This is a genomic window from Natronohydrobacter thiooxidans (assembly GCF_001884735.1).
GTDB classification, from domain to species: domain Bacteria; phylum Pseudomonadota; class Alphaproteobacteria; order Rhodobacterales; family Rhodobacteraceae; genus Roseinatronobacter; species Roseinatronobacter thiooxidans_A.
The window spans coordinates 13,511-28,798 of sequence record NZ_MJAP01000013.1 but is presented as its reverse complement, the minus strand read 5'-3'; the positions used below and the strand labels follow the sequence as shown (position 1 = coordinate 28,798).

Genomic DNA, 15,288 nt, shown 5'->3' with positions numbered 1-15,288 from the left:
CTGCGCCATCCGCACGCGTTTACCTGAACGTTTGAGCGTATTCCTCAAGCTGCGTCGCGACGGTTCCCCAGCCGTCGTAGAAGCCCATGTCTGCATGGCGCTGGCACGACGCGGCCGAACGGTGCCGGGCTGTCGCCGTATAGGTCGTGCCACCTTTTCCGTCATCTGCAAATTCGATGATCGCGGTCATGAACGGATCGGCGGCGGGCTTCCAGCCTTCGCTATAACTGTCCGTGAAAACCAGGCGCTCGCCCTCAACGATTTCGAGAAAGACGCCCTCATTCGCGATCAGATTGCCGTCGACATTCATGGTGATGTTGAATTTGCCGCCGACCCGAAGATCGATCTCACATGCCTCGATCCCATGCGGTCTGGGCACAAAGAAATTCTTTATGTGCTCGGGTGTGGTCCAGCATTCCCAGAGTATCTGTCTGGGCGCATTGATCGACCGCGTGAAGGTCAGATCGGTTTCGGGGTCGAGTTTCATTTGCTTCTCTCCTCCATGAGGTTCTTGATGTAATCGTCAAAGCGGTCGAGACGCCCTTCCCAGATCGTGCTTTGTTCGCTCAGCCAGTTCTGCGCTGGCGCGAAAGCACTTGGGGACAAGGCGCATACCCGCGTCCGGCCTTGCTTTTTCGATGCGATGAGCCCGGCGGCTTCGAGCTTTTTCAGATGTTCCATGAATGATGGCAGCGCCATGTCATGGGTGGCCGCCAGTTCGCTCACCGTCGCCGCGCCGCGTGCAAGGCGTTCGAGAATCCTGCGTCGCGTCGGATCACCGAGCGCGGAGAAGCACTGATCAAGGCCGGAATCATACTTAGACATATCCCTAAGTAACAACAGAGGCGCGGCGGGTCAATAAAGGTTAGGATATTTCCTAACCTTTATTGACCCGCCGGAAAACAGTCACTTGCCGCGCGCCCCGGAATATCCGCCAGAGGCTCCTCTCCCCCACTGCGACGCGTTCCCCCAACACCCCATCCCTGCCGACAACACTCCGCTTGTCGCCTGCCCCCTGCCCTCGCTAGCGTCAGGAAGGACCGACAGCCACGGAGACCCGCATGGACCCGCACCCCGCAGAACGCCGCCGCAGGTCCGGTGGACATGGCGGCAATGCGCGGCGCCGGGATGGCTTCCGGCTCGATCAGATGCCCTGGCAAGTGCCCCTCAATCCTGACCGCCCGACCGAGCCCTTGCCCGCTGAGGGCGTCGAGGCGATCCATCAGGGCGCGTTGCAAATCCTGTCCGAAATCGGCGTCGAGTTCCTCCATGACGAGGCGCTCGCGCTGTTGCGGCAGGCTGGCTGCATTGTCGAGGGGCAGAATGTCCGCATGGATAGCGATTTCGTCATGGAAATGCTCGCCCGCGCGCCCGGCGCCTTCACCATTACGCCGCGCAACCCCGCGCGCGCGGTGCCCATCGGCGCGCGGCATCTGGCTTTCGTCAATGTCTCTTCGCCGCCCTCAAGCTGGGACATGCTGCGCGGCAAACGCACCGGCGATTTCGCCACTTTCCGCGAATTCCTGATGCTGACGCAGAGCTTCAACTGCATCCATGTCGCGGGCGGCTACCCGGTCGAGCCCGTCGATATTCACCCCTCGATCCGGCATCTGGACTGTATCGCGGAAAAGCTGATCCTGACCGACAAGGTGGTGCATGCCTATAGTCTCGGGCGCGAAAGGGTTGAGGATGCGATGGAAATGGTGCGGCTGGCTGCGGGGCTGAGCCATGCCGAATTCGACGCCGCCCCGCATATGTATACGAATATCAATTCCGTCTCGCCACTGCGCCATGATTTTCCGATGATTGACGGGGCGTTGCGGCTGGCGCGGCGGGGGCAGCCGGTGGTGGTGACGCCGTTCACGCTGGCAGGCGCCATGGCCCCGGTCACACTCGCGGGCGCGGTGGCACAATCCATTGCCGAAGCCCTCTGCGCCATCGCGCTGATCCAATATGCCGCGCCCGGTGCGCCTGTGGCGATCGGCACATTTACCTCGAATGTCGATATGCGCTCGGGGGCGCCTGCCTTCGGCACGCCCGAATATATGCGCGCGACGCAGATGACCGGGCAGCTTGCACGACGCTACGGGCTGCCCTTGCGCTCTTCCGGGGTCTGCACCGCGAATATCCCCGATGCGCAGGCGATGTGGGAGACCTGCAACAGCCTCTGGGCCGCCGTGCAATCGGGGTCGAACCTAGTCTATCACGCGGCCGGATGGCTGGAGGGCGGGCTGATCGCCTCGCCCGAGAAATTCGTCATGGATTGCGAAATGCTGCAGATGATCCAGCGCTATTGCGCGCCGGTCCTGACCGAAACCACCCCAGAGGCGCTGGCGCTGGACGCGATCCGCGAGGTGGGTGCGGGCGGGCATTTCTTCGGGGTCCAGCACACGCGGGAGCGCTACGAGACTGCTTTCTATGCGCCCTTCGTGTCGGATTGGCGCAATTACGAGGCATGGGAGCGCGATGGCGCCACTGACACCATCGCCCGCGCGCATGGCATCTATCGCAATATCGTCGAGGGCTTCACGCCGCCGCCGATGGCCGATGACCGGCGCGCGGCGCTGCTGGATTTCGTCGCACGGCGCAAGGCCGAGGGCGGGGCGCCGACGGATTTCTGAACCCCGGCAGCGCTCAGGCGACCCGCACTGCCGCCTCGGCGCGGCAGAGCATCCCGAAGAGGTCGCGCGGGTCGTCGGGATCGGCGATCATGTCCAGTTCCTGAAAGAAGCCGGTGCCCTGCAGGCACTGGTGAACATGGCGCAGGGCGCTGAAATCCTCGATGGCAAAGCCCACACTGTCAAACAGCGTGACCTGCCCCGCATCGCGCCGCCCCAAGGCCGCGCCGCTGATCACCTGCCAGAGCTCGGTCACAGGGTGGTCCGGGTCAAGCTGCTGGATCTCGCCCTCGATCCGGGTCTGGGGCGGGTATTCGACAAAGATACCCGCGCGCAGCAGGATATCACGGTGCAATTCGGTCTTGCCGGGGCAATCCCCGCCCACCGCGTTGATATGCACCCCGCCGCCAACCATATTGTCGGTCAGGATCGTCGCATATTGCTTGTCGGCGGTGCAGGTGGTGATGATCTGCGCGCCCAGAATCGCCTCTTCCGCCGTTGTGCAAGCGATGACACGCAGCCCGCGCCCGGCCAGATTGGCGCTGCATTTGCGGGTTGCGGCAGGGTCGATGTCATAGAGCCGGACCTCTTCGATCCCGCAGAGGGCCTTCATCGCCAGCGCCTGAAATTCGGCCTGCGCGCCATTGCCGATCATCGCCATGACACGTGCATCGCGCGGGGCGAGCCATTTCGCGGCCAAGGCGCTGGTCGCGGCGGTGCGCAGCGCGGTCAGGATCGTCATCTCCGATATCAGCACCGGATAGCCGGTTGCCACATCTGCGAGCACGCCAAAGGCAGTGACGGTCTGCAACCCCTGCCGGGTGTTGGACGGGTGCCCGTTGACATATTTGAACCCGTAGTGCTGCCCGTCCGAGGTGGGCATCAACTCGATCACGCCGATATCGGAATGGCTGGCCACACGCGGCGTCTTGTCGAATTCCGGCCAGCGGCGGAAATCGGCCTCGATGGCATGGGCGAGGTCCACCATCATCTGCTCGACACCGATATGCAGCACAAGGCGCATCATGTGCTCGACACTGACAAAGGGCACAAGCGCTTGGCGCGAGGGAGAGGACATGGCGGGGCTCCTTCAGGTGAAACTGCGCGTGGGACGGTCAAAGACCTTGCGGCCCATCAGACTGCCCAGCAGATCGACCATCAGCCGCGCGGTGCGGCCGCGCTCATCCAGCGCCGGGTTCAGTTCGACCAGATCAAGCGACGTCATCAAGCCAGTCTCATGGATCATCTCGCAGACCAGATGCGCCTCGCGGAAAGTGGCGCCACCGGGAACCGTGGTGCCCACCGCAGGCGCGATGGCGGGATCGAGGAAATCCACATCCAGACTGACATGCAACATGCCGTTTTCCGCGGCAACGCGCTGCAGAAACGCCCGCAGCGGCGCGGCAATCCCCTGTTCATCCAGCACCCGCATGTCATTGACGGCGATATCATATTCGGCCAGCGCGCGCTGTTCGGCAGGATCGACGCTGCGAATCCCGAAGAGGCAGATCCGCTCTGCCGGGATCGGCGCGGGAAAAGGCGGGAAAGGCGCAAACCCCGCGCGCCCTGCCGCATAGGCAAGCGGCGTGCCATGCAGATTGCCCGATATGCTGCTGATCGGGGTGTGGAAATCGCTATGCGCATCCAGCCAGAGCAGGAACAGGGGCCGCCCGATCCGCGCAGCATGGGCCGCCGCGCCCGCGACCGATCCGAGCGCCAGCGCGTGATCCCCGCCCAGCACGATGGGCAGGCGACCAAGGTCCAGTTCCGCCGTGACCGCATCGCGGATCAGCGCCGTCCAGGCCAGCGTTTCGGGCAATTGGTCCAGTGCCGGGTTGGGCGGCGCGCAGGCGGGCAATGTGTCGGGCAAGGCCAGATCGCCGCGATCCAGCGCCGGATGGCCCAGCGCCGCCAATATCTCATGCAGCCCCGCGACACGATAGGCCGCCGGACCCATCAGGCAGCCGGGCTGGCGCTGGCCGCTATCGACCGGGGCACCGATCACTGTGGGCGGGTTCATCACTTGCTCCTGTTTTCCTTCATCTGTCGCGCAAAACGCGACAGATTCAACTGGACATACTGCAACTATGGTGGCGAAGATGACCATATCGGCAAGACAAGGTACCACTATGGACAATATGGATCAGCGCCTGATCGCCGAATTGCGGCGTGACGGGCGGGCCTCGGTCATGACGCTGGCAGAACGGACCGGCGCCAGCCGCGCGACCGTCCGGGCGCGGCTGGCGCGGCTGCAACAGGCGGGCGAGATTCTGGGCTTCACGGTCATCACCCGCAGCGATGTGGCCGAGGCCCCGGTGCGCGGCTTGATGCTGATCGGGATTGAGGGGCGCGGCGCGGAACGGATCATGGCGCGGCTCTCGGGCATGGTTCAGGTCACAGCGGTGCATTCGACCAATGGCCGCTGGGATCTGATCGTCGAACTGGCGGCCCGGTCGCTGGGGGAGCTGGATCAGGTGCTCAGCCAGATCCGAACGTTCGACGGGATCACATCCTCTGAAACGAACCTGCTTCTGTCCACGCGCCGGGCGAAATCGCGGTGATCCACCCCGGCCGGGTCAAGGCAGGCACGCGACGCGCCACGCGCAGGATATGCCAGGATTACGGGGCTTTACCCCCAGCGTGTTGAGCGCTAGCGTCGCGGCCGGGGGAGACGTCCATTCTTGTCATGCGCGCGGGCAGGCGATCTGCGCGCCGGAAGCGACCGCCCCGCACCACAGGACCACGCCCGCCATAAAGACAAGGACATTGCGCATGGGACGACTGAAGGGAAAGACCTGTCTGGTAACTGCCGCCGGGCAAGGCATTGGCCGCGCGAGCGCTCTGGCCATGGCCGCCGAAGGGGCGCGGGTGATCGGCACGGATATCAACGCCGATGCGCTGGCCGATCTGGCGCGCGACGGGATCGAAACCCGCCTGCTGGATGTGACCGATCCCGTCCAGATCGCCGCAGTGGTTGCGGATCTGCCCGCGCCCGATGTGCTGTTCAACTGCGCGGGCTTTGTGGCGCATGGCTCGATCCTTGATTGTGACGAGGAGAGCTGGAATTTCTCGCTCAATCTGAACATGACCGCGATGTACCGGATGATCCGCGCCTTTCTGCCCGGCATGATTTCCGCAGGGCGCGGCTCGATCATCAACATGTCCTCTGCGGCCTCAAGCGTGATCGCGGCGCCGAACCGCTTTGTCTATGGCGCGACCAAGGCCGGCGTGATCGGCATGACCAAATCGGTCGCGGCGGATTTCATCACCCAAGGCATCCGCTGCAACGCCATCTGCCCCGGCACGGTCGAAAGCCCCTCGCTGGAAGGGCGCATCCGCGCGCAGGGCGATTATGACGCCGCGCGCGCGGCCTTCATCGCGCGCCAGCCCATCGGGCGGATCGGCAAGGCCGAGGAAATCGCCGCTCTCGTGGTCTATCTTGCCTCGGATGAAAGTGCCTATACGACCGGGGCCATCCATGTCATCGATGGGGGCTGGTCGAATGTCTGAAGGAAAGGAACGCGCATGAAACTGTTACGCCATGGTCCGCGCGGGGCTGAAAAACCGGGGATGCTGGATGGAGATGGCACGATCCGCGATCTGTCGGGCATCGTCCCTGATATCGGCGGCAAGGTGCTTTCCGATGCGGGCCTTGCGCAGTTGCGCGCGCTCGACCCTGCGCGTCTGCCACAGGTGGATCCGGCGGCACGGCTGGGGGCCTGTGTCGCGGGCACCGGCAAATTCATCTGCATCGGGCTGAACTATTCCGATCACGCCGCCGAAACCGGGGCTGCGGTTCCGGCAGAGCCGATCATCTTCATGAAGGCCACCAGCGCGATCTGCGGGCCGAATGATCCGATCCTTTTGCCGCGTGGTTCCGTCAAGACGGATTGGGAGGTGGAACTGGCTGTGATCATCGGCACCCGCGCCAAATATGTCACGCCTGAACAGGCGATGACCCATGTCGCGGGCTTTGCCGTCACCAATGATATCTCCGAACGCGCCTTCCAGATCGAGCGCTCAGGCCAATGGACCAAGGGCAAGAGCTGCGACAATTTCGGACCGCTTGGCCCCTGGCTGGTCACCCGCGAGGAAGTTGCGGATCCGCAGGATCTAGAGATGTGGCTGAGTGTGAATGACGAGAGCATGCAGAAGGGCTCGACCCGGACCATGGTCTTCGGCGTCGCGCATCTGGTGAGCTATCTGAGCCAGTTCATGAGCCTGATGCCGGGCGACGTTATCTCGACCGGCACCCCGCCCGGTGTGGGGCTGGGCATGAAACCCCCGCGCTATCTGGCGCCGGGGGATGTGGTGGAACTGGGCATTGCCGGGCTGGGTCAGCAGCGTCAGGACGTGATCGCCGACCCGGAATGAGCGCTGCGCCGCGCCAGCGGGTGTGGCACAGGAAAGACCGCGCCGCATATCTGCGGCGCGGTTTTGTCTGGCCAGCAGACTGCCGGGATTACGGGTCGGATAAGGTCAGATCGGCAGGCAGGCGCGCGGCGATGATCCGGCGCGCATTGGCAAGATCGTTGCCTTCTGCGCGCTGCTGCGCGGCCTCCGGGTCATGACCATGGGTCAGCCAGCGGCGGATGCAGCGCTGCCGCACGGTCTCGACCGGCGTATCCAGCCAGATCGCGAGATCCCACAGGCCCGCCAGTTCCGACCAGGGCTGTTCGTCGAAGAGCAGGTAATTCCCCTCGATGATGACCATATCGCAATCCGGCGCGATCACGCCCGCCCCGGCAATCGACAGATCGCGCGCGCGGTCAAAGAGCGGATAGACCACCTCTGCCTCGGTTTTCAGCCGATGGATCAGGGCGATGAAACCGGCAGCGTCGAATGTCTCGGGCGCACCCTTGCGCGCGCGAAGCCCGCGCGCGTCAAGCAGGGCATTGTCGAGATGGAACCCGTCCATCGGCACCACTTCGACTGTGATCCCGTCTTGTTGCAGCAGATCGCGCAGCGCCGCAGAGATCACCGATTTGCCGCTTGCAGGCGGTCCCGCCACAGCGATCAGCTTGCGCGTCTGGCCAGCAAATCCACGCAGCCGGGCCAGCAGCGCCTGACCGGTTTCCGAGCCCGCGTCGAATACCGATCCCGAGGCCACAGCGCTCATGCCGCCTGCCCTGCCAGATAGCGCGCCAGCGTCGCCTCGACCCCCTCCGCGAGAAGCGCGCGATGCCAGTCCCCGAACGCCTGCGCGAAACGCGGGGCATCTTTCAGATCACCATAGATATGCACCCGCTCCAGCCACGCCTCGGGCCGCGTCAGGGCGGCCTGCGCGGCGCGCCTGAGTTCCGGCCAGAGCGGGTCATTCGCCGCGATCTCGCTGCCATCCTCGCGCCGCCCGTCGCAGTGCAGCGCCCAGAGCGCCGAGACCAGCGCCAGCCCCGCGACCGGGGTGCCCTTGCGCAATCCGTCGCGGATTGCGGGCAGGATGAAGCCCGCATGGCGGCTGGATCCGTCAAAGGCGACCCGGCGTGTGGTGTCCAGGATCTCGGGATTGGCAAAACGCGTCTCGATCAGGTCGATATACTCAGCAACGCTCATTTCCGGCACAGGCGCGACATGGGGGGCGATCTCGGTCAGGCAGACCCTGCGAAACAGGGCACGGATACCCGCATGAGCCATGGTCGCGGCGATCGTGTCAATCCCCAGCAATTCAGCCGCCCCGCAGATCACCTGATGGCCGCCATTGAGGATGCGGATCTTCATCGCCTCATAGGCATGGACATCCGAGGTGAAAACCGCCCCCGCGCGATCCCAGTCCGGGCGGCCCGCGCAGAAATCATCCTCGATCACCCATTGGCGGAACCGCTCATGCGTGACCGGGGCGGCGTCATCCAGCCCCAGACCCCGCGCGAGGTCGATCTCGCGCGCGCCGGTGGCGGGCACGATGCAATCCACCATACTGTCTGGAAAACGGCATTCCGCGTCGATCCAGTCAGCCAGCCCCGGATCAGAGAGCCGCGCCAGCCCCACGATGGTCTGGCGCAGGATCCCGCCATTGGCCTGCAGATTGTCGCAGCAAAGCCCCGTGAACGGCCCCGCGCCCTGCGCGCGCCGCAACCGCAGGGCGGCGACCATGGCCCCGAACGCCGTGCGCGGGGTGTCCGGGTTGGCGGCATCGAAGCGGATATCGGGGTGATCCAGATCCAGCGCGCCGGTTTGCGGATGGCGGTAATAGCCACCCTCGGTCACGGTCAGCGAGACGATGCGGATATCAGGCCGCGCCATGCGCGCGATCAGGGCGCGGTTCTCCGCCTCGACCGGCAGGAAATCCACCATCGCGCCGGTCACTTCCGCCGATCTGCCCGCCGGGTCCAGCGTGATCAGCGTGGTCAGGCAATCCTGCCCCAGCAGCTTGGCGCGCATGGCGCTGTCGCCTGCCCGGACACCGGCGCCGATGATGGCCCAGTCCAGCGCCCGCCCCTCTTGCATCAGCCGGTGCGTATACCAGGCCTGATGCGCGCGGTGGAAATTGCCCAGCCCGATATGCACGATCCCCGGCGACAGATCTGCGCGGGCATAGCGTGGTCCGACCACCCCGGAGGGAAGCTCGGCCAGCCGGGCCAGTCGAAGCGGGATCAGCTCATCCATTGGCCGCCATCCACATTATAGGTCTGGGCGACGATATAATCGGCCTCGGCGCTGGCAAGGAACACTGCCATGCCGGTCAGGTCGCTGGCCACCCCCATGCGCCCGAACGGGACCGACGCACCGACCTCGCGCTTTTTCTGGCCGGGGGCCTTGTTCTCGTATTTCGCGAAGAACGCGTCCACACCGTCCCAATGCTCGCCATCGACCACGCCGGGCGCGATGGCGTTGACATTGATGCGGTGCTGGATCAGGTTCAGCCCCGCCGATTGGGTCAGGCTGATGATCGCGGCCTTGCTCGCGCAATAGACCGCCACCAGCGCCTCGCCCCGGCGCCCGGCCTGGCTGGCCATATTGATGATCTTGCCGCCCTGCCCGCGCTCGATCATATGGCGCGCCACGGCCTGCATGGTAAAGAGCGTGCCCGCCACATTGATCTCGAAACAGCGGGCGTACTCCTCGCGCGTGATCTCGGCAATCGGGGCGGCGGTGAAGATCGCGGCATTGTTGATCAGAATGTCGATCTGGCCGAAATGCGCCACGCTCGCCGCGACAGCATTGTCAATACTGTCCTGCCGGGTCACATCCATTTCGACCGCGAAGGCGGCAGGGCCGAGCCTTGCGGCTTCTGTCCGCGCCCGCGCGACATCGATATCGGCCAGCGCCACCTGCGCGCCTTCGCGCAGATAGGCTTCGGCAAAGGCCAGACCGATCCCGCGCGCAGCACCCGTGATCAGGGCGGTTTTCCCTTGCAGCCGTGTCATGCGATCCGCAGCCCCTGTGCGTCAAAGCGGTGGATCATCTCGTCGCGCGGGGTCAGGAAGATGCGGTCGCCATGGCGGAAACTCACCTCGCCATCGGCGCGCACGGTCACAGTGTCGCCCAGGCCTGTGTCCTGAACATGGAAGAACGTGTCCGACCCCAGATGTTCCGAAACCCCGACAGTGCCCGACCACGCCCCCCCTTCGGCGCTGATGTGGATATGTTCGGGGCGGATGCCGATTGTGGTCGCGTTGTGCTTTGCGGCCTCTGCCCCCTCGATCAGGTTCATTTTCGGCGAGCCGATGAAGCCTGCGACAAACAGGTTGCGCGGGTTTTTATATAGTTCCAGCGGACTGCCGACCTGCTCGATAAAACCTGCGCGCAGCACCACGATCTTGTCGGCCATGGTCATTGCCTCGACCTGATCATGGGTCACATAGATCATGGTGGTTTTCAGCCGGTTATGCAGTTCGCTGATTTCCAGCCGCATGCCGACGCGCAGGGCTGCATCCAGATTCGACAGCGGCTCGTCAAAGAGAAACGCTGCCGGTTCGCGCACGATGGCGCGGCCGATGGCAACACGCTGACGCTGACCACCCGATAACTGGCCGGGGCGACGGTCCAGATAATCGGTCAGGTTCAGCACGGATGCGGCCTGCTCGACCCTGCGATCCTGCTCAGCCCTGTCGAGACCGGCCATGCGCAGCGGAAAGGCGATATTCTTGCGCACCGACATATGCGGATAGAGCGCGTAGGACTGAAACACCATGGCAAGGCCGCGTTTGGCGGGCGGGATCGAGGCGGATTCCTTGCCATCGATCCGGATTTCGCCCGAGGACACATCCTCCAACCCCGCAATGAGGCGCAGAAGTGTGGATTTGCCGCAGCCCGAGGGGCCGACGAAGACCGTGAACTCGCCATCCTCGATGGTCAGATCCAGCGGCGGGATGACCGTGACTTCGCCGAAGCTTTTGGTCACCTGTTGCAGAACGATTTGTCCCATTTTCAGTGCTCCTTACTTCACGGCGCCAAAGGTCAGACCGCGCACAAGTTGTTTCTGGCTGAACCAGCCAAGGATCAGGATCGGCGCAATCGCCATGGTCGAGGCCGCCGATAGCTTCGCGTAGAACAGGCCCTCGGGGCTGGAATAGCTGGCGATGAAGGCCGTCAGCGGGGCTGCACGGGCCGCGGTCAGGTTCAGCGTCCAGAACGCCTCATTCCAGGCCAGAATGATGTTCAAGAGCACGGTCGAGGCGATGCCGGGGATCGCCATGGGCGTCAGCACATAGAGGATTTCCTCTTTCAGCCCGGCCCCGTCCATCCGCGCGGCCTCCAGGATCTCGCCGGGGATTTCCTTGAAATAGGTGTAGAGCATCCAGACCATGATCGGCAGGTTGATCAGCATCAGCACGAGGGTCAGCCCGATCCGCGTGTCCAGAAGCCCGAACCGGATGAAGATCAGATAGATCGGATAGAGCACGCCCACGGCGGGCAGCATCTTGGTCGAGAGCATCCAGAGCAGGATATCCTTGGTGCGGTTCGACGGCACAAAGGCCATCGACCAGGCCGCCGGAATTGCGATGATCATGCCAAGGATCGTCGAGCCGCCCGCGATGATGATCGAGTTCCACAGGAAGCGGCTGTAATTCGAGCGCTCCTGCACCACGCGGTAATTCTCCAGCGTCCAGTCGAAGAAGAACCACACCGGCGGGTCGGCAATGGCCTGCGCCTCGGTCTTGAAGCTGGTGAGGATCGTCCAGAGGATCGGAAAGAAGATCAGCAGGCCGATGGTCCAGGCGATGAAGGTATTGAGTGACTTGCGTTGTGTCGTGACAGAGCGTGCCATGGTCCCCTCCCTAGCGGTCCAGATTCTTGCCGACGATGCGCATCAGAAAGAGCGCAAAGATATTGGCGAGAATGACCGCATAAATCCCCCCGGCAGAGCCAAGGCCCACATTCTGGCTTTCCAGCACGCGCTGGAAGATCAGATAGGTCAGCGTCCTTGTTCCGAACGAGCCTTGGGTCGTGACGAAAATCTCGGCGAAGATCGCCAGCAAGAAAATCGTCTGGATCAGGATGACGATGGTGATGGCGCGCGCGAGATGCGGCAGGATGATATGCCAGAAACGCGAGAGCATGGGCGCGCCGTCCATCTCGGCGGCCTCTAGCTGTTCGCTGTCCAGCGACTGGATCGCCGTCAGCAGGATCAGCGTTGCGAAAGGCAGCCATTGCCAGGACACGATCAGGATGATCGACAGCATCGAGGCATCCGACAGCCAGATGATCGGATCAGCCCCGACAGATCGCCACAGATGCGACAACAGCCCGTTATTGGGGTCCATGAACATGTTCTTCCACACCAGCCCCGAAACGGTCGGCATGACGAAGAAAGGTGCGATGACAAGGATCCGCACCATCCCCTGCCCCCACATCGGCTGATCCAGCAGGATCGCCAGCAGAATGCCAAGGGTGACAGTGATCAAGAGCACGCCACCGACAATGATGACCGTCGCCTGAACCGAGGGCCAGAAGGCGCTGGAGGTGACGAAACGGACATAGTTCTCGAAACCGACCCAGCCCTGAAACCCGCCGCGCAGGGGCAGATAGCGCTGGAAAGAGAAGATCAGCGTGAGGGTGAGGGGCACCAGCATCCAGCCCAGAAGCAGGATGACCGCAGGCGCCAGCATCAACCGCGCGGCAGAGCGCGAAGCCTTGGTGGACATGGCACTGGCCTTTCATCGGGGCAAGCCGGGCTTGCCGATGTGGAGGGGGATGGAAAGGGGCGCGAGGAGGTCGCCCCTCTCCGGGGGCGGCAGGGGCTCAGTAGCCTGCCGCTTCCATTTCATCCGTCACCAGCGCCTGTGCACGGGCAAGCGCCTGTTCCGGGGTTTGCTGGCCTGCAACCATGGCAGAGAATTCCTGCCCGACCTGCGTCCCGATGCCAGCCCATTCGGGGATGGCTACGAACTGGATCCCGACATAGGGCACCGGATCAACTGTCGGGTTGTTCGGATCAGCCGCATTGATCGAGCGCAGCGTCATATCGGCAAAGGGCACTTCGGCATATTCCGGGTTCTCGTATAGCGAAGAGCGGCTGCCCGGCGGTACATTCGCCCAGCCTTCGCGCTCGGCCACCAGCTCCAGATAGTCTTTTGACGTAGCCCAGTTGATGAACTCCATCGCGGCCTCTTCCTGCTGGGTGCCAGCCGGAATGGCCAGGGCCCAGGCCCAGAGCCAGTTGGCGCGTTTGTCGAGGCCGTCCTTGTTCGGAGCAAGCGCGAAACCAACACTGTCGGCCACGGTCGAATCGCTGGGGTTGGTCACGAAGCTTGCGGCCACGGTTGCGTCGATCCACATGCCGCAACGGCCCTGCTGGAACAGCGTCAGGTTTTCATTGAACCCGTTATTCGCCGCCCCCGGAGGGCCGTAATTCTGCAGCAGGTCATTGTAGAAAGTGACCGCTTCCAGCCATTCCGGGCTGTCAAGCTGGGCTTCCCAGTCCTCATTGAACCAGCGTGCGCCGAAAGAATTGGCGACCGTGGTGATGAAGGCCATATTCTCGCCCCAACCGGCACGACCACGAATGCAGATCCCGTTGATATTGTTGTCGCGATCCGTCATCGCCGCGGCGGCTTCAGCGATATCGTCCCAGGTGGGTTCCTCGGGCATTTCCAGCCCGGCGGCTTCCATCAGGTCGGTGCGGTACATCACCATCGAGCTTTCGCCATAGAAGGGTGCGGCATAGAGCGTGCCCTCATGCGACAGACCCGCGCGCATGGCGGGCAGGATGTCGTCAATGTCATAGTCTTCCGGCAGATCATCCAGCGAGACGAGCCAGCCGCGCTCGGCCCAGATCGGCGCCTCATACATGCCGATGGTCATCACATCGAACTGCCCGCCGCTGGTTGCAATATCCTGCGTGACGCGCTGGCGCAGGATGTTTTCTTCCAGGATCACCCATTCCAGATTGATGCCGGTCGCTTCGGTGAAGGCACCGCTCAGCGCCTGCATGCGGATCATGTCGCCATTGTTGACAGTCGCGATCGTCAATGTCTGGGCGTAAGCGCCCGAAGCCGCGATCAGCGCAAGCGCTGTCGACGCCACAAGTGACTTTCCGAGTCTCATCTGATTCCTCCCTGAACTCTGTGAGTATCAAGGACACTAGATGAAATGTTCCCGCGCGGTCAAGATAAATTTTACTCGCGCAAAATTTAGGCCGATTTCCGCAGGATAAGCTTGGTCGGATAGAGAAATTCCTCGCGCGCCTCGGGCATCGTCCCCTCCTCCAGCATGTGAAACAGCACTTCGACAGCCTTGTTGGAGACGGAATCGTAGTCATGCGCGACTGTGGTCAGTGGCGGGCAGGTAAAGCGCGAGACAGGGTGATCATCATGCGACATCACCCGCATGGCATGCTCGGCGCCATAGCCCACCGAGAGACCGGCCTCGAAACAGGCGGTCAGAAAGCCCACGGCAAGCCGGTCATTGCTGCACAGGATCGTATTGGTCGGAAGCGCCTTCTCGCGGATCGCCTTCAGCCCGCCCTCATAGCCGATGCGCTCGAAATCCCACCCCTCGCCCTCGATCTTGACGACATGGGGTTCCAGCCCAAGGCGTTTCATATTCGCGATATAGGCCAGACGGCGCTTGTTGGCATTGGGATTTGCCGGATAGCGCATCTCGAAAAACACCGGCGCCGTGCCGGTCCGGACCAGATAATCAACACTTTGTGTCACGAAATCCGTGTTGTCAGAGCCGACAAAGACCTTGCCCACGCCCTCGATATTACTGTCGAACAGCACCGTCGGCACATCGGCGCAGAAGCGCTCGACCGCCGCCCGGTCCGAAACGCGCCCCAAAGGAGCCATCAGAACCCCTGCGGGCTTGAGCACGCGCAGACTGTCGAGAATTGCATTTTCAAGACGCTGTTCGCCATGGGCCGAAAACAGAATCGGCCAGAACCCTGCATCAATGCAGCGCCGTTCGATCTTGCGGGCGATCTCGGCGAAGAACGGATCGGCCAGATAGGGCACCACCACGCCGACGATCTTGGTCAGCTTGCGGTTCTGGTTCATCGCAAAGATATTGGGCCGGAAATCATAGCGCTCCAGCGCCGTTTCAATCCGTTGGCGGGTCGAGGCGCGCACGCTTTCGGGATCCTGAAAATACTTGGAGACTGTCGGACGCGAAATTCCGCTGACAGCAGCGAATTCCTCCATGTTGCGAATTTTCTGCTCACTCACCTGATGCTGCCCTTCACTTCTCATCCGCACGGAACTTGCGCTTTTGTGACTGTAATATTTTCGCG

General features: G+C 63.1%; 16 protein-coding genes. 4 read left to right on the top strand and 12 right to left on the bottom strand.

What is annotated here, in order from left to right; genetic code table 11:
- Nucleotides 1–19 precede the first annotated feature (19 nt).
- Nucleotides 20–487 (bottom strand): SRPBCC family protein, encoded by a 468-nt coding sequence (locus BG457_RS09430; RefSeq protein ID WP_071796906.1) that lies wholly within the window; start codon nucleotides 485–487, stop codon nucleotides 20–22.
- Nucleotides 484–825: an ArsR/SmtB family transcription factor gene (locus BG457_RS09425; protein WP_071796905.1), complete on the bottom strand. Its 342-nt coding sequence runs from the start codon at nucleotides 823–825 to the stop codon at nucleotides 484–486. Before BG457_RS09425 ends, BG457_RS09430 begins: the two co-directional genes overlap by 4 nt.
- Before the next feature lie 236 nt (nucleotides 826–1,061).
- Here BG457_RS09425 and BG457_RS09420 point away from each other — a divergent pair, with 236 nt between their 5' ends.
- Nucleotides 1,062–2,621: a trimethylamine methyltransferase family protein gene (locus tag BG457_RS09420; RefSeq protein WP_071796904.1), complete on the top strand. Its 1,560-nt coding sequence runs from the start codon at nucleotides 1,062–1,064 to the stop codon at nucleotides 2,619–2,621.
- A 13-nt stretch (nucleotides 2,622–2,634) separates the two neighbouring features.
- Here the strand turns inward: BG457_RS09420 and BG457_RS09415 are convergent, their stop codons facing one another.
- Both BG457_RS09415 and rocF read right to left on the bottom strand, forming a co-directional pair.
- A complete protein-coding gene (locus BG457_RS09415; protein WP_071796903.1) occupies nucleotides 2,635–3,696 on the bottom strand; it encodes an ornithine cyclodeaminase in 1,062 nt (353 codons plus the stop codon).
- Between the two features lie 12 nt (nucleotides 3,697–3,708).
- Nucleotides 3,709–4,638 (bottom strand): arginase, encoded by a 930-nt coding sequence (rocF, locus tag BG457_RS09410; protein WP_071796902.1) that lies wholly within the window; start codon nucleotides 4,636–4,638, stop codon nucleotides 3,709–3,711.
- Nucleotides 4,639–4,747: 109 nt separating this feature from the next.
- Here rocF and BG457_RS09405 point away from each other — a divergent pair, with 109 nt between their 5' ends.
- From BG457_RS09405 to BG457_RS09395, 3 genes are all read left to right on the top strand, one after another.
- Entirely contained in the window at nucleotides 4,748–5,179 is a 432-nt protein-coding gene (locus tag BG457_RS09405) for an Lrp/AsnC family transcriptional regulator (protein WP_071796901.1), read from the top strand.
- Between the two features lie 211 nt (nucleotides 5,180–5,390).
- A complete protein-coding gene (locus BG457_RS09400; RefSeq protein WP_071796900.1) occupies nucleotides 5,391–6,128 on the top strand; it encodes an SDR family oxidoreductase in 738 nt (245 codons plus the stop codon).
- A 15-nt stretch (nucleotides 6,129–6,143) separates the two neighbouring features.
- Nucleotides 6,144–6,992: a fumarylacetoacetate hydrolase family protein gene (locus tag BG457_RS09395; RefSeq protein ID WP_071796899.1), complete on the top strand. Its 849-nt coding sequence runs from the start codon at nucleotides 6,144–6,146 to the stop codon at nucleotides 6,990–6,992.
- Between the two features lie 88 nt (nucleotides 6,993–7,080).
- Here the strand turns inward: BG457_RS09395 and BG457_RS09390 are convergent, their stop codons facing one another.
- From BG457_RS09390 to BG457_RS09355, 8 genes are all read right to left on the bottom strand, one after another.
- Nucleotides 7,081–7,737, bottom strand: coding sequence for a nucleoside triphosphate hydrolase (locus BG457_RS09390; RefSeq protein ID WP_071796898.1), 657 nt, complete (start codon nucleotides 7,735–7,737; stop codon nucleotides 7,081–7,083).
- Entirely contained in the window at nucleotides 7,734–9,221 is a 1,488-nt protein-coding gene (locus tag BG457_RS09385; RefSeq protein WP_071796897.1) for a mannitol dehydrogenase family protein, read from the bottom strand. Before BG457_RS09385 ends, BG457_RS09390 begins: the two co-directional genes overlap by 4 nt.
- On the bottom strand, nucleotides 9,209–9,982 hold the full coding sequence (locus tag BG457_RS09380) for an L-iditol 2-dehydrogenase (protein WP_071796896.1): 774 nt from the start codon (nucleotides 9,980–9,982) through the stop codon (nucleotides 9,209–9,211). Before BG457_RS09380 ends, BG457_RS09385 begins: the two co-directional genes overlap by 13 nt.
- Nucleotides 9,979–10,983, bottom strand: coding sequence for an ABC transporter ATP-binding protein (locus tag BG457_RS09375; protein ID WP_071796895.1), 1,005 nt, complete (start codon nucleotides 10,981–10,983; stop codon nucleotides 9,979–9,981). Before BG457_RS09375 ends, BG457_RS09380 begins: the two co-directional genes overlap by 4 nt.
- A 12-nt stretch (nucleotides 10,984–10,995) precedes the next feature.
- Complete coding sequence (locus BG457_RS09370; protein WP_071796894.1) at nucleotides 10,996–11,826, bottom strand: carbohydrate ABC transporter permease; 831 nt, start codon at nucleotides 11,824–11,826, stop codon at nucleotides 10,996–10,998.
- 10 nt (nucleotides 11,827–11,836) lie between these two features.
- Nucleotides 11,837–12,703, bottom strand: coding sequence for a carbohydrate ABC transporter permease (locus tag BG457_RS09365; protein WP_071796893.1), 867 nt, complete (start codon nucleotides 12,701–12,703; stop codon nucleotides 11,837–11,839).
- A 97-nt stretch (nucleotides 12,704–12,800) separates the two neighbouring features.
- Nucleotides 12,801–14,105 (bottom strand): ABC transporter substrate-binding protein, encoded by a 1,305-nt coding sequence (locus tag BG457_RS09360; protein WP_071796892.1) that lies wholly within the window; start codon nucleotides 14,103–14,105, stop codon nucleotides 12,801–12,803.
- Nucleotides 14,106–14,191: 86 nt separating this feature from the next.
- On the bottom strand, nucleotides 14,192–15,223 hold the full coding sequence (locus BG457_RS09355; protein ID WP_175546775.1) for a LacI family DNA-binding transcriptional regulator: 1,032 nt from the start codon (nucleotides 15,221–15,223) through the stop codon (nucleotides 14,192–14,194).
- Nucleotides 15,224–15,288: the final 65 nt, after the last annotated feature.